Origin of the sequence: Actinocrinis sp. (genome assembly GCF_035605935.1) — a bacterium.
Classification (GTDB): domain Bacteria; phylum Actinomycetota; class Actinomycetes; order Streptomycetales; family Catenulisporaceae; genus Actinocrinis.
Window position 1 is genome coordinate 1 of record NZ_DATNGK010000303.1, and the last position, 23,996, is coordinate 23,996.

Annotated in this window: 20 protein-coding genes; 13 read left to right on the top strand and 7 right to left on the bottom strand. The window is 70.4% G+C overall.

Annotated features, from left to right (window positions below; genetic code table 11):
* A partial coding sequence (locus tag VN779_RS24445; protein ID WP_325727338.1) for a flavodoxin-dependent (E)-4-hydroxy-3-methylbut-2-enyl-diphosphate synthase occupies window positions 1-289 on the top strand: 289 nt, incomplete at its 5' end.
* Between the two features lie 201 nt (window positions 290-490).
* Window positions 491-1,357, top strand: a complete 867-nt coding sequence (locus tag VN779_RS24450) for a GNAT family N-acetyltransferase (RefSeq protein WP_325727340.1) — start codon at window positions 491-493, stop codon at window positions 1,355-1,357.
* 56 nt (window positions 1,358-1,413) lie between these two features.
* Here VN779_RS24450 and VN779_RS24455 read toward each other — a convergent pair whose 3' ends face one another.
* The gene (locus VN779_RS24455) at window positions 1,414-1,917 is read right to left on the bottom strand and encodes a methylated-DNA--[protein]-cysteine S-methyltransferase (RefSeq protein WP_325727342.1); all 504 of its coding nucleotides are present in this window, start codon (window positions 1,915-1,917) and stop codon (window positions 1,414-1,416) included.
* Window positions 1,918-2,039: 122 nt separating this feature from the next.
* On the bottom strand, window positions 2,040-2,984 hold the full coding sequence (locus tag VN779_RS24460; protein ID WP_325727345.1) for a hypothetical protein: 945 nt from the start codon (window positions 2,982-2,984) through the stop codon (window positions 2,040-2,042).
* Between the two features lie 166 nt (window positions 2,985-3,150).
* Here VN779_RS24460 and VN779_RS24465 point away from each other — a divergent pair, with 166 nt between their 5' ends.
* From VN779_RS24465 to truB, 8 genes are all read left to right on the top strand, one after another.
* Entirely contained in the window at window positions 3,151-4,899 is a 1,749-nt protein-coding gene (locus VN779_RS24465) for a proline--tRNA ligase (RefSeq protein WP_325727347.1), read from the top strand.
* A gap of 152 nt (window positions 4,900-5,051) precedes the next feature.
* On the top strand, window positions 5,052-5,630 hold the full coding sequence (gene rimP / locus VN779_RS24470) for a ribosome maturation factor RimP (protein ID WP_325727349.1): 579 nt from the start codon (window positions 5,052-5,054) through the stop codon (window positions 5,628-5,630).
* Window positions 5,631-5,641: 11 nt separating this feature from the next.
* Entirely contained in the window at window positions 5,642-6,640 is a 999-nt protein-coding gene (nusA, locus tag VN779_RS24475; RefSeq protein WP_325727351.1) for a transcription termination factor NusA, read from the top strand.
* A gap of 160 nt (window positions 6,641-6,800) precedes the next feature.
* Entirely contained in the window at window positions 6,801-7,061 is a 261-nt protein-coding gene (locus VN779_RS24480; protein ID WP_325727353.1) for a YlxR family protein, read from the top strand.
* Between the two features lie 287 nt (window positions 7,062-7,348).
* Window positions 7,349-10,489: a translation initiation factor IF-2 gene (infB, locus tag VN779_RS24490; protein ID WP_414639748.1), complete on the top strand. Its 3,141-nt coding sequence runs from the start codon at window positions 7,349-7,351 to the stop codon at window positions 10,487-10,489.
* A gap of 167 nt (window positions 10,490-10,656) precedes the next feature.
* A complete protein-coding gene (locus VN779_RS24495; protein WP_349260929.1) occupies window positions 10,657-10,953 on the top strand; it encodes a DUF503 domain-containing protein in 297 nt (98 codons plus the stop codon).
* 71 nt (window positions 10,954-11,024) lie between these two features.
* Complete coding sequence (rbfA, locus tag VN779_RS24500; protein ID WP_325727357.1) at window positions 11,025-11,492, top strand: 30S ribosome-binding factor RbfA; 468 nt, start codon at window positions 11,025-11,027, stop codon at window positions 11,490-11,492.
* Window positions 11,493-11,540: 48 nt separating this feature from the next.
* Window positions 11,541-12,461 carry a tRNA pseudouridine(55) synthase TruB gene (truB, locus tag VN779_RS24505; protein ID WP_325727359.1) on the top strand — a complete coding sequence of 307 codons (921 nt, stop codon included), beginning with the start codon at window positions 11,541-11,543 and terminating at the stop codon, window positions 12,459-12,461.
* 39 nt (window positions 12,462-12,500) lie between these two features.
* Here the strand turns inward: truB and VN779_RS24510 are convergent, their stop codons facing one another.
* A complete protein-coding gene (locus VN779_RS24510) occupies window positions 12,501-13,187 on the bottom strand; it encodes a hypothetical protein (protein WP_325727361.1) in 687 nt (228 codons plus the stop codon).
* Window positions 13,188-13,336: 149 nt separating this feature from the next.
* Between VN779_RS24510 and VN779_RS24515 the strand changes: the two genes are divergently transcribed.
* Window positions 13,337-14,347, top strand: coding sequence for a bifunctional riboflavin kinase/FAD synthetase (locus VN779_RS24515; RefSeq protein WP_325727363.1), 1,011 nt, complete (start codon window positions 13,337-13,339; stop codon window positions 14,345-14,347).
* Here VN779_RS24515 and VN779_RS24520 read toward each other — a convergent pair.
* The 4 genes from VN779_RS24520 to eccE form a co-directional block, all read right to left on the bottom strand.
* Window positions 14,294-15,616, bottom strand: a complete 1,323-nt coding sequence (locus VN779_RS24520) for a M20/M25/M40 family metallo-hydrolase (protein WP_325727364.1) — start codon at window positions 15,614-15,616, stop codon at window positions 14,294-14,296. The two genes, VN779_RS24515 and VN779_RS24520, sit on opposite strands and share 54 nt — an antisense overlap.
* Before the next feature lie 67 nt (window positions 15,617-15,683).
* Entirely contained in the window at window positions 15,684-16,913 is a 1,230-nt protein-coding gene (locus VN779_RS24525; protein ID WP_325727366.1) for a MinD/ParA family protein, read from the bottom strand.
* A 1,580-nt stretch (window positions 16,914-18,493) separates the two neighbouring features.
* A complete protein-coding gene (locus VN779_RS24530; protein WP_325727368.1) occupies window positions 18,494-19,252 on the bottom strand; it encodes a hypothetical protein in 759 nt (252 codons plus the stop codon).
* Window positions 19,249-20,619: a type VII secretion protein EccE gene (gene eccE, locus VN779_RS24535; RefSeq protein WP_325727370.1), complete on the bottom strand. Its 1,371-nt coding sequence runs from the start codon at window positions 20,617-20,619 to the stop codon at window positions 19,249-19,251. Before eccE ends, VN779_RS24530 begins: the two co-directional genes overlap by 4 nt.
* A 356-nt stretch (window positions 20,620-20,975) precedes the next feature.
* Between eccE and eccB the strand changes: the two genes are divergently transcribed.
* Both eccB and VN779_RS24545 read left to right on the top strand, forming a co-directional pair.
* Entirely contained in the window at window positions 20,976-22,505 is a 1,530-nt protein-coding gene (eccB, locus tag VN779_RS24540) for a type VII secretion protein EccB (protein WP_325727372.1), read from the top strand.
* A 63-nt stretch (window positions 22,506-22,568) separates the two neighbouring features.
* The gene (locus VN779_RS24545; RefSeq protein WP_325727374.1) at window positions 22,569-23,894 is read left to right on the top strand and encodes a S8 family serine peptidase; all 1,326 of its coding nucleotides are present in this window, start codon (window positions 22,569-22,571) and stop codon (window positions 23,892-23,894) included.
* Window positions 23,895-23,996 lie beyond the last annotated feature (102 nt).

Below are 23,996 nucleotides of genomic sequence, written 5' to 3' on the forward strand. Positions count from 1 at the left end.
GGACGTGTACACCCTCGCCGACCAGGTGTCCGCGGCGCTGGATGGGCTCAATGTTCCGTTGCGCGTGGCGGTGATGGGCTGCGTGGTCAATGGACCGGGTGAGGCCCGCGAGGCTGACCTGGGTGTGGCTTCGGGTAACGGCAAGGGGCAGATCTTCGTGAAGGGCGAGGTCATCAAGACCGTGCCGGAGTCGCAGATCGTGGAGACCCTGGTGGAGGAGGCCGTGCGGCTGGCCGAGGAGATGGGCGCCGATCTCGGCGACGGCACACCGGAAGTCGCGGTCAGCTAACGGCGCGGTCAGTTAACACAGCCCCGATCATCTATCCGCCGCGCAGAGCGACCGGCTGACCACGGATCAGACTTCGGTTAAAGCAGCGCCAAGCGGCGTACCTCGCCCCGCACTACTTCGCCTCCGGTACTCCGGACCACGATGCCCTTTCAAGCCGTAGAGTGTGCCTTAAGGGCGACAGGTGAGAGGCGTAGATCGCGCATGAACGTGGTGAGCCGGCTGTTAAGTCCCGCCGCGAGCGCGCGCGTGCTCGACCACAGCGACTTAGGCGAGGTTCTGGACCTGCTCGCCCGAGAACCGATCGACAATGCGTTCATCGGTTCACGGGTCGAGGCGGCGGGCCTCGACCCGTGGCAGCTCGGCGGCGAGATGTGGGGCTACGCGGCCAACGGCAAACTCACCTCGCTGTGCTTCTCCGGCGCGAACCTGGTGCCGATAAACGCCACACCCGACGCGGTACGCGCTTTCGCCGACCGGGCCCGCAAGCAGGGCCGCCGGTGCTCCTCGATCGTCGGCCCGCGCGAACCCGCCCTCGACCTGTGGTCTTACCTGGCCCCGCACTGGGACCAGGCGCGTGAGGTGCGACCGAACCAGCCGGTCATGGCACTGCGCGAGCCCTCGGCGGTCGTGGCACCGGACTTCCGCGTCCGGCCGGTACACCCGGCGCAACTCGACATCCTGATGCCCGCCTGCATCGCCATGTTCACCGAGGAGGTCGGCGTCTCGCCGGTGGCCGCGGACGGCGGCCGAATGTACCGGCAACGGGTTGCCGAACTGGTGAACGCCGGCCGCGCCTTCGCCTGGGTGGACGGCGGCGAGGTCGTGTTCAAGGCCGAGATCGGCGCGGTGACCCGTGCGGTGTGCCAGATCCAGGGAGTCTGGGTCAATCCGAAGTTCCGCGGCCGGCGCATCTCCGAGGGCGGAATGGCCGCAGTGGTCGAGTACGCACTGCGCGACTTCGCCCCCGTGGTCTCGCTGTATGTCAATGACTTCAATACGCCGGCCCGCGCCTCGTACCATCGCGTCGGCTTCCGCGAGGTCTCGGAGTTCGCGTCGGTGCTGTTCTAGCGGTGCGGCTTGTCCCACTCGGTGGGACACAGCACATTGACTTGCAATTTACCTGGTCAAGCGCACTTAGCCTCGTGGTCGAGCAGCGCCTGCTTGATGTCGAGCCCATACAAGAATCCACCCAGTGTCCCGTCAGTCCGGACAACTCGGTGACAGGGCACGAACAGCGCGGTCGGGTTCGTCGCGCACGCACTGCCCGCCGCGCGGATCGCTCGCGGGTTGCCGGCGGCGGCGGCCAACTGGGTGTACGTCGCCGTGGTCCCGGCCGGAATCTCGCGCAGCGCCTGTCGCGCGGCGGTGCGGAACGGGGCGAAGCCGGGGCGTTCCTTCGTGGTGACCTCGTCGATCGCCGACAGGTCGCCGTCGAAGTACTTGCGCACCGCCGCCAGCGCGCTGTGGTCGTCCGCGCTGACCGCGACCGATCCAGGCTCGGCGTCGGCGAGTCGCGCCAACTGCTCCACCGAGTCGGTGAATCCGGCGGCGTACACGACGTCCCCGGCCACAAGCACCGTGAACGGGCCGAGTGCAGTGGCGGTCTGATGCGCTGTCAGGTCAGTCATGAGCTTGGTTCCTCTCCGGTGCGGGAAGTTCGCACGTTTCGAGTCTGCCGCACCTCGCGAGCCCTCACTGGCGGGTTTCGGACATGGCGATCCTCGCCGCCCTCGACGTAGACGCGTTCGGCTCAGGTGCCGAGCAGCCGGTGCCGCCAATACGTGAAAGATGACTCCGGATCGCCGGTATAAGCCCACGGTACCCGCGTCACGTGGCTGCCGATCGCTTGGAGCACCGGCCGCGCGTCGCTGTGCCGGTCGGCATAGATCAGCGCGTGCGCCAGGTAGTTCAGGTCCGCCTTCGCCTGCGCGTGCTGCCGCTCCTGCCGCCGGAACCACTGTTCCAGGATCCGATCGAGGTCCAGCCCGACCTGGTCCTCGGTCCACATCATGTCCAGGCCGGCCCGCATCGTCGCCCGCTTGTCCGCCGAGTGCGCGCGGTACGACTCGGCGTGCGCGACCAGCGGCAAGACCGCGAGCGGCGAGCCCGCCGGCGCCTCCCCGGCGAGCCAGTAGGCGAAGTCGTACATCTCGGCGTGCGAGCCGTGCCAGGCCGCGAACAGGTAGATGAGGGTCTGGTGATGGCCCTCGCGGTTCCACGGATCGCGCTCGCGCATCCCGTGCCAGCGCGCCCAGAACTCGTCGCGGTTCACGCCCTGCGCCCTAGCCAGCGTGACCAGGCTGATCCACGGCACCGGGTCCTTCGGCGAGAGCGACGCGGCCCGGCGGCACAGGTCTTCCACGTCCTGCGTGGTCTTGTTGGTGCCTGTGTCGCGCACCTGAGCCCGCGCCCGCACCAGGCGGACCACCTCGACGTGGGCCTGCAACGTCAGCGCGTCCGGGTTGTGCGGGTCCAGCGCGAGCCAGCGCTCCAGCCACGCGCTCGCGGCGGTCGTGTCCGCGAGCACCTTGATCCGATGGGCGCGCCGATCCCAATTGCGGCGGGTGTCTTCCAGCAGGTCACGGGCCGGCTCCCAGCGGCCCTGAGCCAGTTCGTCGCGCGCCTCCGCGAGATCGAGGTCGTCGAACGCTGGGTCGAACGAGGCCTTGAAAGCCTTAGACCTAAACACCGCCATGGCAGCGCAATGTAGTGGTCAAGTAGCGCCCATGGCATTAATGCGACCGAACTGTGTCCCTCGGCCCGATATTCTCGTCACGGGCTGTTAGTACAACCGCCCGCGACCACCTGTTACCGTCCCTGTCTCCCGACCCGAACGCCCCTCTTCCGCTAGGAGTGCCGCAGTGATCTCGCGCATGTCCACGCTCTTCCTCCGGACCCTCCGCGACGATCCGGCCGATGCCGAGGTGCCGAGCCACAAGCTGCTGGTGCGCGCCGGGTACGTGCGCCGCATCGGCCCGGGCATCTACTCCTGGCTGCCGCTGGGCAAGATCGTGCTGGACAACATCGCGCGGGTGGTCAAGGAGGAGATGGACCGCTTCGGCGCGCAGGAAGTCCAATTCCCCGCGCTGCTGCCGCGCGAGTACTACGAGGCCACCGACCGCTGGACCGAGTACGGCGCGAACCTGTTCCGGCTCAAGGACCGCAAGGGCGGGGACTACCTCCTCGGCCCGACCCACGAGGAACTGTTCACCCTCATGGTCAAGGGGGAGTACTCCTCCTACAAGGACCTGCCGGTCAACCTGTACCAGATCCAGAACAAGTACCGGGACGAGGCCCGTCCGCGCGCCGGCATCCTGCGCGGCCGCGAGTTCCTGATGAAGGACTCGTACTCATTCGACCTCGACGACGAGGGCCTTAAGCGCTCCTACGAGCTGCACCGCGAGGCGTACATCCGGATCTTCGAGCGGCTCGGCCTGGACTACCGCATCGTCTCGGCCATGTCCGGCGCGATGGGCGGCTCCGCCTCCGAGGAGTTCCTGGCCCCCGCGCCGACCGGCGAGGACACCTTCGTCTCCTGCACGAACTGCGACTACGCGGCCAACACCGAGGCGGTCGAGGGACGGCCGGGCGCGGCGCTCGATGCTTCCAACGAGCCCCCGCTGAAGGCTTACGACACTCCGGACACCCCCACCATCGAATCCCTCGTTGAGTTTTTCAACCGGCTGGACATCGGACGGACCGTCAGCGCGTCGGACACGCTGAAGAACGTCGTGGTCAAGCTGCGCCACCCCGGCGTGAAGGACCCCGAGATCCTGATCGTGGGCGTGCCCGGCGACCGCGAGGTGGACTTCAAGCGGCTGGAGGCCGCGGTCACCCCGGCCGAGGTCGAAATGTTCGAGGCCGAAGACTTCGCAAAGCACCCGGCGCTGGTGCGCGGCTACATCGGCCCGCAGGGTCTGGCCGAGGCCGGTTACACGTACAAGGTGGACCCGCTGGTCGTGCCCGGTTCCGCCTGGATCACCGGGGCCAACGAGAACGGCAAGCATGCCGCGCACGTCGTCTACGGGCGCGACTTCACCCCGGAGGGCTCCATCGGCGCGGCTGAAGTGCGCGCTGGAGATCCCTGCCCGCGCTGCGGCCACGCGCTGTCCATCGGCCGCGGCATCGAGATCGGGCACATCTTCCAGCTCGGCCGCAAGTACACCGACGCCTTCGAGCTCGACGTGCTCGGTCCGGACGGCAAGCCGGTGCGGGTCACCATGGGTTCCTACGGCATCGGGATTTCGCGCGCGGTCGCGGCCATCGCCGAGCAGAAGTACGACGAACTCGGCCTCGTCTGGCCGCGCGAGGTGGCGCCTGCGGACGTGCACCTGGTGGCCACCGGCAAGGACGACTCGGTGTTCGAGGCGGCGGCGACCTTGGCGGCTGAGCTGCACAACGCTGGCGTGCGGGTCCTGTTCGACGACCGGCGCGGCGTCTCGCCCGGCGTGAAGTTCAAGGACGCGGAGCTGATCGGCATCCCGACCATCATCGTGGTCGGCAAGGGTCTAGTCGACGGCGTCGTCGAGGTGCGCGACCGGGCCAGCGGCGAGCGGCAGGACGTGCCGGTGGCCGAGGCCGCCGCGCGCGTGCGCGCCCTCGCCGGCTGACGGCTCGGCGCCTTACCGCTCTCAACGCTCTCGGATCGGAGTCGCTCTTACCCGATTGGATCGACCTGGACTTCTCCTGCCGCCGAACCGACTACCCTGGTAGACGACAGAACGCAAGACCAGACCCAAGATCCGTCGAGGAGCCGACTCCGATGAGCCCGACCGCGCCGCCCAGGCTCGACCGGCAAAAGCTGCGCGCCATGCTGGAGCCGGTGGTGGAGCGGGCCGGCGCGGAGCTCGAGGACCTGACCGAGCAGCGGGCCGGATCGCGCCGGCTGATCCGCGTGGTGGTCGACCGGGATGGCGGCGTCTCGATGGATGACGTCGCCGACGTGACCCGCGCGGTCTCCGAGGCCCTGGACGGCTACGAGCCGATGGGCGAGACCGCATACGTGCTCGAAGTCACCTCGCCTGGCATCGACCGGCCGCTGACCGAGCCCCGGCACTGGCGGCGCGCTCAGAACCGGCTGGTCAAGGTGGTGCTCAAGGCGGGCGGCGAGGTGGTCGGTCGGGTGACCGCTTCCGATGACGACGGCGTGACGCTGCTGCTGGGTACCGCGTCCGACGCGCAGGGCGAGCAGCGCACGCTCGCGTACGGCGAGATCGCCAGGGCGCGGATGCAGGTCGAGTTCAACCGGGCCGCCGAGAGCGCGGACGATTCGGCGCTTGACGACGACGACTCTGATGATGTCGCGCGGTGCTCCGACGATGAGCCTGACGACGAGAGCTGATTGAGGACGCGATGGACATCGACATGCGGGCGCTGCGCGAGCTGGCGCAGGACAAGGAGATTTCACTCGAGCGGCTCTTCGAGGCCATCGAGCAGGCGCTGCTGCTCGCGTACGAGCGGACCGAGGGCGCTTACCAGCGGGCCCGGGTCGTGCTCGACCGCAAGTCCGGGCACGTCGCGGTGTGGGCCATCGAGACCGACGAGGAGGGCCGCCCGAGCGGCCCCGAGTTCGAGCACACCCCCGGCGGCTTCGGCCGCATCGCCGCCTCCACCGCGCGGCAGGTCATCGCGCAGCGGCTGCGCGAGGCGGCCGACGAGGCGGTCTTCCGTGACTTCGCGGCCCGCGAGGGCGACCTGATCACCGGCAAGGTGCAGCAGGGCGACGACCCGCGCAACGTGCTGGTCGAGATCGACTCGGGCAAGAAGGAGAGCTTCGAGGCACTGCTCCCCGCGCCCGAGCAGGTGCCCGGAGAGCGCTACGAGCACGGCACCCGGATCAAGTGCCTCGTCGTCGCGGTACGCCGGGGCCAGCGCGGACCGCAGGTCACCTTGTCGCGCACCCACCCGAACCTGGTGCGTCGCCTGTTCGCGCTCGAAGTGCCCGAGGTCGCCGACGGCACTGTGGAGATCGCGGCGGTGGCCCGCGAAGCCGGGCACCGGACGAAGATCGCGGTGCGTTCCACCAAACCGGGAGTGAACGCCAAGGGAGCGTGCATCGGACCGGTCGGCGCGCGCGTGCGCAACGTCATGAACGAATTGCACGGCGAGAAGATCGACATCGTGGACTGGTCCGACGACCCGGAGCGCCTGGTCGCCTCGGCGCTGTCCCCGGCGAAGGTCACCAAGGTGCGCATCGTCGACCCGGACACGAAGTCGGCGCAGGTCACCGTGCCCGACTACCAGCTCTCCCTGGCCATCGGCAAGGAAGGGCAGAACGCCCGGCTGGCCGCCCGCCTCACCGGATGGCGGATCGACATCCGCTCCGACGCCGAGCAGCAGCCCACGGACTGATCGCCGCGGCGGCCCGCGGACGCGTCGAGGACCGCTCGCGTAGCCGGTGACTGCCGCCGGTGCCGACCGCTCGGGCGGCGGTATCGGGGGAGCGGGAGCACTGATCGTGGGGGTAAGATAGACCGTGACTGGCCTGCCGATCGCCCCGGGAGACCGCGGCGTGCCTACGCGTACCTGCGTTGGCTGTCGCGTCCGGGATGCGCAGGACCGGCTGCTCCGTCTCGTCGCCGGAGAGGGTGAGATTCTGCCCGATCCGCGTCGACGCCTTCCGGGCCGCGGTGTTTACCTGCACCCGCGGCTCGCGTGTCTCGCCCTCGCCGAGCGCAAGCGGGCTTTCCCGCGGGCTTTCCGCCTGCCGGGACCGCTCGCGGCCGACGGGGTGCGCGCGCTGCTGGAGGCGTCGGAGGCGGGCGCGGAGTAAATCCGCAGCCCGCGCTGTTGGAGCCGCAGCCGGGCAATGCACAGCGAGCGGTCCGGCGCGATGCCGGGCGGCCGGTCGGCGCTGTGTCTCCATGGCACTGAGTCAGCAGCACGGTGTCAGCAACACCGAGTCAGCAGCAGTAGCAGTACGGAACAACAGGGATCGCTACGACGCGGAGAGCGGGTCGAGAAAAACGATGAGCACGCGATGAGCACCCAGCAATGAGCACGCCCATGCTGTGATACCGACGGTCGCGCGGACAAGACGCGGGCCGAGACAGGAGTGAAGTGGCCAAGGTCCGGGTCTATGAACTCGCCAAGGAAATGGGTGTTGAGAGCAAGGTCATCATGGCCAAGCTCCAAGACCTCGGAGAGTTCGTTCGTTCAGCCTCCTCTACGGTGGAGGCTCCGGTCGTCCGGAAGTTGAAGGATTCCTTCGACGGCGGAGGCAAAGCCTCCACGTCAGGCGGTGCAGGCACCGCCACCGCGCCGCGTCCCGGCGCCCCCAAGCCAGGCCCGCGTCCGGGCCCCGTCGCGCCGAAGCCCGCCTCGGCGGCTACCAAGCCGGCCGCGCGCCCGGCGGCGCAAGCACCGAATGGCAGCGCGGCCCCCGCGGCCCCTGCCCCGCAGACCTCCCCGAGCCCCACGACGCAGGGCCCGGCGATCCAGAGCCCGATTTCGCAGGGCCCAATTTCACAGGGCCCGGCGTCGCAGAGCCCGACTACGCAGGGACCGGCGACGCAGGCTCCCCGCCCCGGCGCGCCCAGGCCCGCCTCGCCGCGTCCGGCTGTCCCGTCTTTCGAGGCCCCGCCCGCTCCTGCGGCTCCGGCTCAGCCGAGCGCGCCCGGCCAGCAGGGCGGCGCTTCCGGCCGTCCGTCCGGTCCGCGCCCCGGCCCCGCGCAGCGTCCGTCGGGTGACCGCTCCGGCGCGCCCCGTCCCGGCGGCGGTGGCCAGCGTCCCGGCGCCCCGCGCCCGGCTGGTCCGCGTCCCGGCAACAACCCCTTCACCTCCGGCTCGACCGGCATGCCCCGTCCGGGTGCGCCGCGTCCGGCCGGTGCAGACCGCGATCGCGACCGTGACCGCGGCGGCGACCGTGACAGGGCTCCGCGCAGCGACGCTCCGGGCGGTCCGCGTCCGGGCATGCCGCCGCGTCCGGCGGCCCCGCGTGGTGACCGCTCCGGCGGCGCCCCTGGCGGTCCGCGTCCGAACCCGGGCATGATGCCCAACCGGCCTTCCCCCAGCCCCCGCCCCGGCGGTGGTCCTGGTGGCGGTGGCCGTCCCGGCGGTCCGGGTGCCCGTGGCGGCGCTCCGGGCGGTCCCCGTCCGGCCGGCGGTGCCCCGCGCGCCGGCGGCGGTCCGCGTCCGGGTCCCGGTGCGGGCTTCGGTCCGCGTCCGGGCGGCGGCGCTCCCGGTGGCGGCGGCCCCGGCGGTGGTGGCGGCGGCTTCGGCGGTCGTCCCGGTGGTGGCGGCGGCGCAGGCCGCGGTGGTCGCGGTTCCGGCACGCAGGGCGCCTTCGGCCGTCCCGGCGGTCGTGGCCCGGCCCGTGGCCGCAAGTCGAAGAAGCAGCGGCGTCAAGAGTTCGACAACATGCAGGCCCCGTCGATGGGCGGCGCGATGCTGCCCCGTGGCAACGGGCAGGTCGTCCGGCTGACCCGCGGTTCGTCCCTGATGGACCTCGCGGAGAAGATCGGCGCCAACCCGGCGGCCCTGGTGCAGGCGGCCTTCGCCATCGGCGAGATGGTCACCGCGACCCAGTCGGTCAACGAGGAGATCCTGCAGCTGATCTGTACCGAGATCGGCTTCGAGGTACAGATCGTCTCGCCCGAGGAGGAGGACCGCGAACTGCTCGAGTCCTTCGACATCGAGTTCGGCGAGAACGACGGCGGCGACGACGACTTGATGCCGCGCCCGCCGGTGGTCACCGTCATGGGGCACGTCGACCACGGCAAGACCCGCCTGCTCGACGCGATCCGCAAGTCCAACGTGGTAGCGGGCGAGGCCGGCGGCATCACCCAGCACATCGGCGCCTACCAGGTCACCGCCGAGATCGGCGACGGTGAGCGCAGGATCACCTTCATCGACACCCCGGGCCACGAGGCGTTCACCGCCATGCGTGCCCGTGGCGCGAAGGTGACCGACATCGCCGTGCTCGTCGTCGCGGCGGACGACGGTGTGAAGCCGCAGACCATCGAGGCGCTCAACCACGCCAAGGCGGCCGAGGTGCCGATCGTGGTCGCGGTCAACAAGATCGACAAGGAGGGCGCGGACCCGCAGAAGGTGCGCGGCCAGCTCACCGAGTACGGCCTGGTCGCCGAGGAGTACGGCGGCGACACGATGTTCGTGGACATCTCAGCCCGCGAGAACATCGGCATCCAGGACCTGCTCGAAGCGATCGTGCTGACCGCGGACGCGGCGCTGGACCTGCGGGCCAACCCGCACCAGAACGCCGAGGGCGTCGCGATCGAGGCGCACCTCGACCGTGGCCGCGGCGCCGTGGCCACCGTGCTGGTGCAGCGCGGCACGCTGCGGGTCGGCGACACCATCGTGGTCGGCGACGCGCACGGCCGGGTGCGGGCGATGCTCGACGAGAACGGCAACAACGTCGAGATCGCCGACCCGTCGCGTCCGGTCCAGGTGCTCGGCATGACCTCGGTACCCGGCGCCGGCGACACCTTCCTGGTGGTCGAGGAGGACCGGGTCGCCCGGCAGATCGCCGAGCGGCGCGCGGCCCGCGACCGCAACGCGCTGCTGTCCAAGCGGCGGGTGCGCGTCTCCATGGAGGACATCGGCAGCGCCTTCGCGGCCGGCGACATCCAGCAGCTCAACCTCATCATCAAGGGTGACGTCTCCGGTTCGGTGGAGGCCCTGGAGGACGCGCTGCTCAAGCTGGACGTCGGCGCCGAGGTCGACCTGCGGATCATCCACCGCGGCGTCGGCGCGATCACGGAGTCCGACGTGGACCTGGCGCTGACCAGCGACACCATCATCATCGGCTTCAACGTGCGGGCGGACGGCCGGGCCAAGTCCAAGGCCGACCGCGAGGGCGTGGAGATCCGGTACTACTCGGTCATCTACCAGGCGATCGAGGAGATGGAGGCGGCGCTCAAGGGGATGCTCAAGCCGGAGTACGAGGAGGTGCAGCTGGGCACCGCGGAGATCCGCGAGGTCTTCCGCTCCTCCAAGTTCGGCAACATCGCCGGTACGCTGGTGCGCTCCGGCCTCATCCGCCGCAACGCCAAGGCCCGGCTCATCCGGGACGGCGCGGTCGTGGCGGAGAACCTGGCGATCGAGTCGCTGCGCCGGTTCAAGGACGATGCCACCGAGGTCCGCGAGGGCTTCGAGTGCGGTATCGGCCTCGGCTCGTTCAACAACATCCAGGTCGACGACGTGATCGAGACCTACGAGATGCGGGAGAAGCCCCGCGTCTAATCCGTGCCGGTGCCCGGGATCGCCGTTGAGGTGGTCCCGGGCACCGTTCGGTTGATCGGCCGGCGCACCGGCCGATTCATCGTTCTGAGATAACTGCCGCACCGACGTAACGCCGCACCCCGTAGCTACATCGCATCCCCTGGGCCGGGTTGGCCCCGATGACACTGGTGTTCACCGGAACCCTGACGCTCGACCTGCTGCTCGGCGACGTGCATTCGCTCAAGGAGAAACGCGGGTTGATCCGGCCGGTGCTGGCCGAGCTCAACCGCCGCCCGGCCGTCGGCGCCGCCGAGGTCGGCGCGCAGGATCTGCACCGCCGGGCCATTTTGGGCGTCGCCGTCGTGGCGGGCTCGCATCAACGGGTGGTGGACCTGTTGGATGACTGCGAGGGCGCGGTGGCCTGGCGGCCCGAGTTCGAGCTGCTTTCGGCGCGCCGCCGCGTCCGCAGCGATGAAGACGACTGACACACAGAACCACCAGACCGGTGGGGTGGATGAGACACCGCCGGACCGGCGCACAGGACAGGAGCGGGAAGATGGCGAACAACACCGCGCGCGCGGCCAAGCTGGCCGACCGGATCAAGGTAGTGGTGGCCGAGACGCTCAAGGCCCGGATCAAGGACCCGAGGCTCGGCTTCGTCACCATCACCGACGCCCGGATCACCGGCGACCTGCGCGAGGCGACTGTCTTCTACACGGTCTACGGAGACGAGACCGAGCGCTCGGAATCCGCGGCCGCGCTGGAGTCGGCCAAGGGGATCCTGCGCAGCGAGGTCGGCCGGCAGACCGGGGTGAAGTTCACCCCGACCCTCGCCTTCATCGCCGACGCGATCCCGGAAGGCGCGAAGCAGATCGACGAGCTGCTGGCGCGGGCGGCCGAGGCCGACGCCAAGGTGCACGAGGTGGCCAAGGACGCGAAATACGCCGGCGAGCCCGATCCGTACCGCGCACCGCGGGCCGCTGACGACGAGGACGGCGAAGACGAAGACGCCGGGGAAGAGTGAACCGCGGCGGATGAACAGGGCGGATCAGTAGCAGGGGCGGAGCAGAACTTGACGCGCGACGAAGGGCGCCCAGCGCCGCCGGACGGCCTGGTCATCGTCGACAAACCGGCCGGTTGGACCTCGCACGACGTCGTCGCGCGGATGCGCCGGCTGGCCGGGACTCGCCGCGTCGGGCACGCCGGGACGCTGGACCCCATGGCCACCGGCGTGCTCGTGCTCGGCATCGAGAAGGCGACTCGGCTGCTCGGCCACCTCGCCCTGACCCGCAAGGTGTACGACGCGACGATCCGGCTCGGTCAGACGACCGTGACTGACGACGCGGAGGGCGAGGTGACCGCGGCCGCATCGACCGAGCGTCTGGCGGATGCGGACGTGCTCGCCGCGGTCGGCCCGCTGACCGGCGAGATCATGCAGGTGCCCTCATCGGTGTCGGCGATCAAGGTCAACGGCGTGCGGTCGTACGCGCGCGTGCGCTCGGGCGATGAGGTGAAGCTCGCCGCGCGGCCGGTCACCGTGTACGAGTTCACGGTGCATCAGATCCGGCGGGCTAAGGCGCAGACGGATGTCATCGACCTCGACGTCACGGTCGCATGCTCCAGCGGGACGTATATCCGAGCGCTGGCTCGTGACCTCGGCGCGGCCCTCGGCGTCGGCGGGCATCTGACGGCCCTGCGGCGGACCCAGGTGGGCCCGTACGGGCTCGCACAGGCCCACACGCTCGACGAGCTGGCCGAGGTGGCGGCGCAGGCTCAGCCGCTGCCGGTGCTGTCTCTGGCGGCCGCTGCGGCGGTCGCCTTCCCCCGCTACGACGTGGACGGCGAGCAGGCGAAGACGATCGCGCACGGCGGCTTCCTGCCCTCGCCCGGTCTGGGCGAGGGTCCGATCGCGGTGTTCGGCCCGGACGGCGCTTTCCTCGCCCTGGTAGAGGAACGCGGCGAGCGGGCCAAACCGATCGCAGTTTTCGTATAACCCGTATAAGCCGGATTTCGGGGTTGGCGGGCTACCCGGTCACTGCTGCGGCGGGTTCGACCACGGGTCAGCGGGCTGATCCTGCGGCTGTTGCGGCGCGCCGGCCTGGCCGGGAGCAGACGGCATCGGCTGCTGCCCGGGCATCGCGTACGGGTACGGATACGGGGCGGCGCCGGGCGCGCCGTACTGCGGCGGCTTGAAGTACGGACGCGACTGCTTGTTCCACAGCAGGACGATCGCGGCCAGGCCGACGATCCAGGTGATGACGCCGATGGTGACGCCGATTCCGGACGCCTTCTGTGCCGAGAACGGCCCGGAGCCGCCGGCCGAGGCGGCCAGCAGGCCGATGATGCTCAGGCAGCTGATGCCGAAGAACACCGTGGCGGTGATCCGGGCCCAGTTCTTCCCATTGCGATTCGCGAAGGCCATCCAGACCCACAGCCCGACCTCGATCAAGCCGAACACCGCGGCGAAGGCGACGCCGGCGTGCACCGCGCTGTCGACCTTCGTGCTGGAGTAATCCGGGTGCTGGGTACGGATCGTGTCCCGGATCGTGGAGGTCTGGGTGAGCCCGATGATCGCGCCGATCAGGGTCAGGCCCGCGCCGGCCAGCATGAGGTAGAACGCGTTCTGTACGGTCCGCGGAGCGGGCGGTTTGGCGGGCATCCCGCTCTGACCGGGATACTGGGGGTAGGCCGGATACTGTCCAGCCGGCGGATAGGCCATGACGACGGGGTCCCCTCGTGTGAGTGTGTGCGGTCGAACATCGTAGAACCCAGGTCCGATGGGCGACAGGGGCGGCCGGTGCGGATCGCTCAGGGCGATCTGGCAAGGTTGGACAGCGACGGTGACGAAATCTGGAGGAGTGACGGTCCATGGAGCGCTGGCACGGCTTGTCCGAGGTGCCCCCGGGTTGGGGCGTGCCCGGCGGCTGCGTCGTCACCGTCGGCTTCTTCGACGGTGTCCACCAGGGCCATCAGCGGGTTGTGCGCCGGGCGGTCGACCTCGCCAGGCAGCGCGGGGCCGCGGCCGTCGCGCTGACCTTCGACCCGCATCCGAGCGAGGTCGTACGGCCCGGTACCCATCCGCCGCTGCTGTCAACCCCGGCGCACCGGATGGACCTGATGCAGGCGCTCGGCGTGGACGCGGTGCTGGTGCTCCCGTTCACCGTGGAGCTTTCAAAGCTGACGCCGGAGGAGTTCGTCCAGCAGGTGCTGGTGGACCGGCTGCATGTGATCGGCGTGGTGGTCGGGCAGAACTTCCGGTTCGGGCACCGCGCGGCCGGGACCGTGGAGACTCTGGCCGAGCTGGGCAAGCACTACGGCTTCACCGCCGAAGGGCTGCCGCTGGCTGCTCCGGGAGCGGGCGGGGAATCAGGCACCGAGGCGCGATTCTCCTCCACCGACGTGCGCCGGATGGTGCTGGCCGGGGACGTGGAGACCGCCGCGCGCCGGCTCGGCCGGCCGCACCGGGTCGAAGGCACGGTCGTGCGCGGCGCGCAGCGCGGCCGTGAAATGGGCTTCCCGACCGCGAATGTGGACACGCCGCCGCACACCGCGATCCCGGCCGACGGCGTCTACGCGGGCTGGCTCGTCGTGGACGGCGAGCCGCTGCCCGCCGCGATCTCGGTCGGCACCAATCCGACCTTTGCCGGAACCGCGCGCACCGTCGAGGCCTACGCGATCGGCCGCACGGACCTGGAGCTGTACGGCAAGTACGTCGCGGTCGACTTCCTGGCCCGGCTGCGCGGCCAGGAGCGGTTCGACTCGATGGAAGAACTCATCAAGCGGATGAACCAGGACGTCGAAGAAGCGCAGCAGCTGCTGGCGGCGTCAGGCGATGGCGAGGAAGCGGTCGAGCACCCGGCAGCCGAAGTCGAGGGCTGAGATCGGCACTCGCTCGTCCACGCCGTGGAACATCGCGGCGAAGTCCAGGTCCGGGGTCAGCCGCAGCGGAACGAAGCCGTAGCCGCGCATCCCGCCCTTGCCGGAGCGGTCAAGTGAGGCGAAGGTCTTGTTGTCGGTGCCGGCGGATAGGCAGTAAGGGACGGTTCGCGCGGCCGGGTCCTCGGCGCGCAGCGCTTCGAGCATCGCGTCGACGATCGGCGCGCCGAAGGGTGCTTCGACCGAGCGGTCGTGGTGAATCGCCTCGCGGGTGACTCCGGGTCCGGCCAGCTCGTCGATCGCGGCCAGGAACTCCTCCTCGCCGCCGGGCAGGAAGCGGCCGTCGATCACGGCGGAAGCCCGCTCGGGAATGACATTGCTCTTATATCCGCCATCGAGCATGGTCGGGTTCGCGGTGTGCCGCAGGGTGGCGCCGACGAAGCGGGCCAGCGGGCCGAGCCGCTCGACCGCGGCCTCGGGATCGGCCGGATCGAACGGCACGCCCAGGGCGTCGCAGACCTCATTTAGGAAATCGCGAACGGTCGGGATCAGCGTGGTGGGGAAGCGGTGCTCGCCGATGCGCGCGACGGCCGCGGCGATCGTGGTGACGGCGTTCTCGTCGTTGAGCATCGAGCCGTGCCCCGCCCGGCCGCGTGCGGTCAGCCGCATCCAGGACAGGCCCTTCTGCGCGGTCTCGATCAAGTAGAGGCGCAGATCGGGCGAGATCTCGTAGGAGTAGCCGCCGACCTCGCTGATCGCCTCGGTACAGCCGTCGAACAGCTCCGGGTGCTTTGCGGCCAGGAACTTCGCGCCCTGATTGCCCCCGGCCTCTTCGTCGGCGAGGAAGGCGAGCACCACGTCCCGGCGCGGCCGGCGGCCTTCGCGCACCATGCGCCGCACGACGGCGAGCGTCATCGCGTCCATGTTCTTCATGTCCACGGCGCCGCGGCCCCAGACCAGACCGTCGCGCACCTCACCGGCGAAGGGCGGCACCGACCAGTCCGCGGCGTCAGCCGGCACGACATCGAGATGCCCGTGCAGCAGCAGCGCGTCCGCGGCGGGGTCGCTGCCCGCGAAGCGGGCCACGACGGAAGCGCGCCCCGGCTCGGATTCGAAGATCTGCGGTTCGAATCCCGCCTCGGCGAGCCGTTCGGCGACGTACTCGGCGGCGGGCCGCTCGGGCTTGACCGGGTTCGAGGTGTCGATCCGGATCAGATCGGTGAGAAGACCGACCACTTCGCCGTAGGACGCTTCGTCGGGGTGCATGTCCATGGCCACCACCGTACCCAAGCCGATCACCACGCGCCGAACCGTTTGCAGCGGCGAGCCGCCCTCGCGCTTAGCGGGTGCGCTCCCCGAATCCCTGCGCGACCTGTGCGGCCAATTCGAGGTAGGCGTCCGCGGTGGCCGGGCGCAGCATCTCCAGGTCTATCTCGGCGCCGGTGCCCAGGTGCGGGTCGAACGGGATTGGCACGACGGCCCGGCAGCGGGCGGCGAAGTGGGTGATCAGCTGGTTCAGGTCGAATTCCTTGGCCGAGGGCCGCACCCCGGAGATCACGGTGACCGAGCGGGAGACCAGGTCCTGGTAGCCGTGCGCGATCAGCCAGTCGAGGGTGGTTGAGGCAGAGTTGCCGCCGTCCACCGAGGGGGTGGAGACCACGATGAGCTGATCGGCCAGCTGCAGCACGCCGCGCATCGCGGAGTAGAGCAGGCCAGTGCCCGAGTCGGTGAGGATGATCGAGTACTGGCGCTGGAGCGCGCCGAGGATTCGGCGGTAGTCCTCGTCGTTGAACGTGGTGGACACAGCCGGGTCGACGTCGTTGGCCAGGATTTCCAGCCGGCTGGGAGCCTGCGAGGTGAAGCGGCGCATGTCCACGTAGCTCTGGATCGAGGGCAGGGCCTGGAGCATGTCGCGGATGGTGGCGCCGGTTTCCCGGCGCACTCGACGGCCGAGTGTGCCGGCGTCCGGGTTGGCGTCGACGGCGATGACCCGGTCGCCGCGGTTCCAGGCGAGGGTCGCGCCGAGCGCGGTGGTGGTCGTGGTCTTGCCGACGCCGCCCTTGAGCGAGATGACCGCGATGCGATGGCAGCCGAGCAGCGGCGTGCGGACGCGTTCGAGCAGTTCCGCGCGATGCGCCTCGGCCTTGCCCGGAGCGGGTTTGATCAGGCCGCCGGTGGCCGAGCGCACGGTCTTGCGCCAGCCGGTGCGGGCGACCGGCTCGGCCTTGCGCACGAGGCGGTCGGAGGTAAGGTCCTGCGACGCCTGGAGCCCGAGCGGGAGGCCTGCGCCTGGCAGTGGTGCCTGCTGCTGGCCGGGGTAGCTTCCGGGCCGCTGCGCATACGGGTTCTGACCCGGTTGCGGCGGGTACGGGGGCTGATACGCAGCGGGCGCGGTCGTACCGGGCGGAGGCTGGTACTGGCCGTAGTGCGGCGGCTGGTATTGCGGGTTCTGCGGTTGGTGCTGGGACTGGGGTTGGGGTTGGTTCTGTGGCGGGTGCGGATTTTGCGGCGGCTGGAGCTGCGGTGCCGGCGGCCCGAGCCTTGGTCCGGGCGGCGGGCCGCCTGTCACGCCGCCTTGATACAAGGGCTGCGGCGCCGAGCCTTGCGCAGGCGGCGGTTGCAGCGGCTGCGGTGGTTGCGCGACCGGGGCACCCGCGCCCGGATTCTGGGCGTTGGGTCCTTGAGGGTTCTGAGTCGGCGGGGCCCATGGCGCGCTGCTCGGCGGACCGGGAGGCGTATTCGGAGTGGTCGTCGCTGGGGCGTTGGGCACGCGCGGGATGAGCTGAGTGGATGGCGGCACGTTGATGGGCGCGGGGGCCACTGGCGCTGGCGGCAGGGGCGCTGGGGGGCGCGGCGCTTGCAGTTGCGGCGGCTGAACCGGCTGCGGCTGGTTGGGTTGCGGGGGTGGCGGCGACGCCTGCGGCGCAGTTGGCGGCGGCGCGAGGGGAGGTGGCGCGGCGGAGGTTCCCGGCGACGCTCCGTTGGCTGGAGGAGGAGGACTGGCCTGCCACGAATTCGTCGCGGGCGGGGCCACGTTCCAGCTGCCGGAGCGGTCAAGCTGGGCCTGAGGTGGCTGTGGCTGCGGTGACTGCGCCGCAGACGGTGGCGGCGCAGACGGTAGCGGCGGGGGTGGTGGCGCTGGGGATGGCGGCGGTGCGGACGGTGACGTGGTGGGACGTGTTGGGGACTGCGCAGGCGGCGGGGGCGGCGGGGGAGCAGCCGGACCCGAGCTTGGCCGTGGAGCCTGTGGCGTGGCGAGCTGGCCGAAGTGTGGACCAGGCGTGTCGGCGTGTGCGCCAGCAGCGTCGGGCGGCACCGGACGGCCGATCGGTGGGGGCGGCGCGACTGGCTGCTTGACCGGAGGCGCAGGCGGCTGCGTCGAAGGGTTCGCCGGTGCCACAGCGGGCTGAGCGCGCGGCGGCGGCGGGGGAGGAGGCGCGGCGGATTGAGCCGCCGGCCGAGCAAGCTGAATGAACGGGGGCCCCGACGACGGCTGCTGAGTGCTCGGTGCCTGCGGGCCTTGGTGCTGGCTTTGACCCTGCGGGGGCGACGTGGGCTGCGGAGGCGCAGGCTGTGGCGGCGCGACTTGCGGGGGTCCGGCCTGCGGCGGTGCGGCCTGCGGACGCGGCGGCTGCTGATTCGGCAACGGGATGAACGGCGGCCCCGACTGAGCTGCCTGCGGTGCTTGCGCACCAGACTGTGCGGTCACGAACTGTCCCGGACCTGGGCTCGGACTCGGGGGCGGCGGCGGTGTTTGCGGCGCGGCGTGCGTCGGAGGCTGCGGCACCGCCGGGGGCGCCTGTGGGGGCGTCGCGTGGGAAGCCGTCTGTGATGCCGGCCCCGGTTGACTCGGACCACCCTGCGACGTGGGCTGCTGCGCGGACGGCGCGTTCGGGCCGCCGGACTGCTTGTACCAGTCCGGGGCCGTGTAGACCGGTCCGGCCCAGTCCTCATCCTCGGGACTGTCGCCGAAACCGTGCTCGCCGCTCACTGCCGCCACCGCCACCCTCCAGATCCACCGTTGGCACAACTGTAGTCAGGCCGCCACCCGCTACGGAATGCGTGGCGAATCGGTGTGATTCGAACGCAATCGGACTGACGGGACCGGTGCGGCGCAACGCGGCAGGTGGTGCCGAACGCGAGCGTCAGTCAGTCCATCCGGCGCGGAGCACCGATCAGACCGGCCTCCAACTGCGTCGGCATACCGTAGACGTACTGCCTACCGTGGCGCGCGCACCACAACGTCAGCTCGTCCGGTAGTCCCGGCAACGCCTGCATGTCCTCGTTGCCGAGCCGCACCACGCGCGCCGCCAGCTGGGCCTCCTGCGGCGAGATCCGTTGCAGGGCCACCAGATCCGCGCCGACCAGCTGGCCCGCGTAGCCGGGGTCGAGGAACGGCAGCAGCGTCAACGTGGTCTGCCACGGGGTCTTCGGCTGCGCGAGGCGCGGCGGCCGGGCGCCGCAGTCACGGATGAGCAGCACCGGACTGGTGGAACTCGCGCCGAGCGCGCCAACCCGGCGCACCGGTACCAGCGCCACGATCTGCTGCCCGCCGCCGGCGTTCTGCGCCAACGCGTTCCACAGCTCCGGCCGCGCCGTCTCGATCACGATCCGCGCCCCGGTCGCCGCCGCGCGCAGCGCCAGCAGTTGCGCCAGGTACGAGCCGGCTACCAGCGCGCCGTCCACCGGACGCGGCCGGAACAGACCGAGAACCGCCGGCTGACGATGCGGGTCGGTGCCGATCACCACGCCGTCATCGCCTACCGGCAGACTCAGCGCATTGAGTTGATCGGCCTCGAGGATGTGCCGCTCGTGGCGCGGGCCGCGCACCGGCAACAGCCTGGACTCCTCCGCGCGAGAAGGCCGGGCGGCCACGACCAGCCGCGGTCCCTGCCCGGTGCCGCTCATGCTTCCCCTCCCAGCGGAATCGTCGCGACCAGGCCGGGCAGCTGCTCGCCGTCCAGCCGCGTCAGGTGCGCCCCGGCCTTCGCCGCGCGCTGCTCCAGCGTCTTCGCCGCTTCGGCGAGCTGCGCCTCGGAGCGCGCCGCGACGCGCACGTGCGCGCTGAAGCCCACCGAGCCGCCGGTGCCGCGGGTCGCGGTGACCGCGAAGCTCGTCGCCAGGGTCGGCACGCTCGTCAGCGCGGCGATCAGATTCGGCGTGCTGTCCGAGGCCAGTTTCGGCAGCTTGTCCACCCAGTACGTGGTGTGGAAGCGATCGTCACAGCGCCAGGTGCGCTTGGACTCCGCGGTGCGGTGCGTGGTGCCCGCCGATCGCGGCGTCGTGCCCACCTGCGGGTTGACCGCGCAAGCGGTGCCCAGCGCGGTGATCAGCTCCGGCTCGCTCAGCGGCGCCGCATCGAAGCCGGCGCCCTCCAGGTCGCTGGCCACCCGCTGCACCGCGGTCAACAGCGTGCGCTGGGTGCCGACGGCGCCGCCGCCGCGGGCCTCGATCGCGCCCGCGGCCTCCTGCGGATCCAGCCGCACCGCGACCCAGGTGGTGCGCTGCCCCGGAACGTCGCCCATGACCTCCTGGTACGAGCGCACCGCCAGCGCGTGCGGCGGTAGATGCGGCGCGGGGGCCGGCTGCGTGTGCGTGACGATCTGAACGCAGGAGGCTGACAGCCTGTCGTCGGCCAGCACCCCGGCGATCGCGCCGAGCGGCAGCGGCTGCGCTGTACGCGCGGCGCGCAGCGGTTCGGTCCGGCTGCTGACCCGGATCACCGCGGTCAGAAACGTCCCGTCGCCGATCATGCCGACCGGCTCGCCGCTGCGGCTGCTCACCGTCACGGTCCGCAGCCCTGGGAAGGTTTCACGCAGCGGCGCGAGCGCGGCCTCGCCGCCCGAGGCGTCAACACGCTGCGAACGCCGCTCTCGGTACTCGCCGCGCACCAGCGACATCTGGCCGAGCCAGCGCCCGTGGCTGCCGGCCAGCGCGCCGACGACACACAGTGCCGCGATCGGCAGCGTGAGCGCGACCCAGAACGTGTGCTTTGTCAGTACCGGCACCGCGATCAGGGCTACTGCGGCCTCGAGGAGTACCAGCCGGATGACCTGAAGCCGCCCGATCCGGCCGGGCCGCGGATAGATCGCGGCCTGGGCGCGCGCGGAATTGCCGCGCTGGGTACTGGCGCCGCCAGGCTGCTGCCGCGCGGCGTCGCGGCTGCCGTTACGGCCGCGCTCGCCGTCGCCGCGCCGCCCGGAATTGTGCCCACCGTCCGGTGGGCCGGGATTGTACGGACCGTTCGATCCCCGATTGGTCGCCGCCGTAGCCATCGTCCCTCGCGCCTGCCCCCATGCTGTCGCCCGGAGCGCTGCCCCAGGTCGTTCCGTCGCTGGAACCGGAATTGCACCGCTACCGTACTTCGTCCGCACCGCGGAACTCCACCGTCGATCTCAGATCCTGTGGATAACTTTCGGGACACGGTGCGCACCGCCGCGCGACTCGGCGCGGTCAAGCGCTCACGCCAGGCTCGGGGCCGCGGAGTCGGTGCGAAAGAGGGTACCGTGTGCACCGCCGTACTCTGTGATACAAGGGGTCGCACTACGCGCGAGCACGGCGCAGTCAAGGAACCAACTTCACCGCGGCAACGCAGCAGTCGTACGTCATTCATGGGGGCGAGGGGTAGAGCATGGCTACTCGCAAAGACCAACTCGACGCGTTCGTATTCGCGCGCAGGCGGATGGTCGCGAACCTGGTGGCGCCCTCGCCCACCGGCAGCGACGAGGCCGCGCCCCGCCCGGTCAAGACCTTCTTCACCTCCGCGATCCTCAGCGCCATCGCGGTAGCCGGCGTGGCCGTGCTGGGGGTGTTCAAACCGGCCGCGCCGAGCGGGTGGGAGGCCGGGCTGGCGGTCGACAGCTCGTCGGGAGCCGCCTACGTGTACTCACCGCAAGACAAGCAGCTACATCCGGTGGTGAACATCACATCCGCGCGGCTGCTGCTCGGCACCAATTTCAAGAAGTTCGACGTGCCGGACAGCGTCATCAACGGACCCGACACGACGATCGGTGCGCCGATCGGCATTCTCAATGCGCCCCCGGACGTACCCACCGCGGGCAACGTCGATCTGAAGCAGTGGACACTCTGCCTCGACTCGGCGAATCACGGCGACCAAAGGCAACCTAACGGCAAGACGATCCTCGAGGTCGGATACGGCGCCGGCTCGGACAGCACGGCGCTGCAGAACACGGCCGTCGTCGTGCACGATCCGAATAACACGAACTATCTGATCGACGGCGACTACGCCTATCCGATAAGCCAGGACAACGCCGTCACAAGCCAGCTCGTTCAGATCTCCGTCGACCCCGGCCATGGCGCCGGACCCTGGGTGTCCAACGCCTGGCTCAAGGCATTCCGCCCCGGCAGCCAGTTGCAGCTGCCGAGCGTCGCGGGCCTGGGCGACCCGGTCACCCAAGCAGGCCAGATCGGCACGAACATCGGCGACTATGGCACCGCGCTCGGCGACAACGGCCAGCAGAGCGGTTACTACATCCAGACCCTGGATGGCTTGGTCCAGGTGAACCCGTTCGTCTATTCGCTCTACAAGGTCGGCCCCGCGGGCAGCAACAAGCACGTGCACCAGCTGTCCCTCACCGGCGCCCAGGTTCTCAACGCAAAGCCGAGGCCCGAGCTGACGTCGCCGACCTCGCTGCTGAACGCCGGGAACGATTGGCCGCAGAACGTGGTCACGCTCCTGGATGCCGATGGGACGAGCCCGGGTTTCGGTGTGCTTTGCGCCGGTTTCTCCGCCGGCTCCTTTGACGGCGATCCGCCGCACATCGCGCTGTATTACGGCACGCACTTGCCGCAGCCGTTGCCCACCGGAATCACCGTGCAGGGCTCCGGCCAGAGTGCCGCGGACTACGTTCTGGTCAAGGCGGGCCACGCCGCGCTAGCCCGAGAGGTGAGCGGCGGCAACAACCTCAACAGCGGATCGCAATATCTGGTAACGGAAACCGGCATTCGGTACTTGATGACGCCGAGCGCGAGGCTGGTCGGCGCGGCCGCTGACGCTCAGCCGGTCAGCGCCGCGCAGATGCTGCAATACGACAAGGTCGAGGTGACGAAGGTCCCGCAGAGCTGGATGAGTCTCGTGCCGACCGGCCCGCCGCTGAACCCGGCGGCGGCCGGCGGCCCCCCATCGCTCGCGAGCAATTGAACCGGTTGACGGTATCGGCGCGTGGTCGGGGCTGAAGTGCGAGCAGGGACGGCGGGTGGCGTGATGACCGGACGGAACGGACACCGGCGGCGGGCCGGAACGCGAGCGTGCGCGGCGGGAGCCTCCGCGCTGCTCACGATGGGCGTGTGTGGGTTCGCGCCTGCCGCAGCGCTCCCGAAATCCGGCTTCGCGGTAACGGCTTCCACGCGCTCCACGTTGGCGGACGACACCAACTGCACGAAGAAGGACAGCCCGGCGGTCGGTAATCAGAGCGCGACGCCCTGGGAGATCTCGTACGCGAACACGCAGTCGTCCGCTCAGTTCGGGGACGGCTCAGGGGTCAAGGTCGCGATCATCGACACCGGCATCGAGGGCGGCGACAGTCAACTGTCTCCGGCGATCGGCGGCGGACAGGACTTCAGCAAGAGCGGCGGCGTGTACAAGGCGGATGTCGACGGCCACGGCACCTTCGTCGCCTCGATCATCGCGGCGCAGCCGAAGCCCGGCCGCAACGGCATGGTCGGCCTCGCGCCAGGCGTCAAGCTTCTGATTTACCGGGAGGCCGGCTGCAACGTCCAGGGCGGCAATGACGAGCGCACGATGGCGAGCGCGATCGACGCGGCGGTGGCCGCGCATGCGCGCGTGATCAACATATCGCAGGCCGGATACATCCCCGACGACACGCTCAAGGCCGCGGTCGTGAACGCCTACCGAAACAATGTCCTGATCGTCGCCGCGGCCGGAAACTTCGGCGACAAGGACGCCACGGACCCCAACTCCAATGCCGATTACGGAAAAAATCCGACGACGTACCCGGCTGCCTACGTGCCGTATCTGCTCACGGTAGGCGCGGCGACTCAGGACGGTGGTGTCGCGAGCTTCTCCGAGACAGGGCCCTTCGTCAGCGTCATCGCACCAGGCGTCGGCGTCGGCGGGCTGTTCCCGGACGGGAAGGTTCATCTCGACGACGGCACCAGCTTCGCCGCGCCTTATGTCTCCGCGATCGCAGCGCTGTTGATCGCCAAGCATCCGGACTGGACGGTGCAGACGGTGATGCGGGTGCTGGAGGCGACCGCGAACGGCAACGGCTCATGGAACCGCGCGCAGGGCTGGGGCGAGGTCTCCGCGGTCGCGGCGCTCACTGCCGATCCGACTCACCTGACCGGCCTCTACGGCGCCGGTCCCAACGCCGATGGCCCGGCGCGAGCCAAGCCGGTGAGCCACGGCATTCCGATGCTGCCGATCGTGAACGCGGCCCCGGCGCAGGCGGAGGTCAACCAGCGTAAGGGCGCGTATATCGCACTCGGCGCGGCGATCTTGATCGTGATCGTCACGTTGGCCGGCACCTTCATCGCGCGGGACGCGCGCCGCCGCCGGATGATGCTCTAGGCCGTGTGTAAGAAGCATCGCCGGGGCCGCGACGCCTGCCACGCACGCTCGCTGCGTTGGCGAAGCCCCGGTGCCGCCAGGCACCTATCGGACACTGCCAGA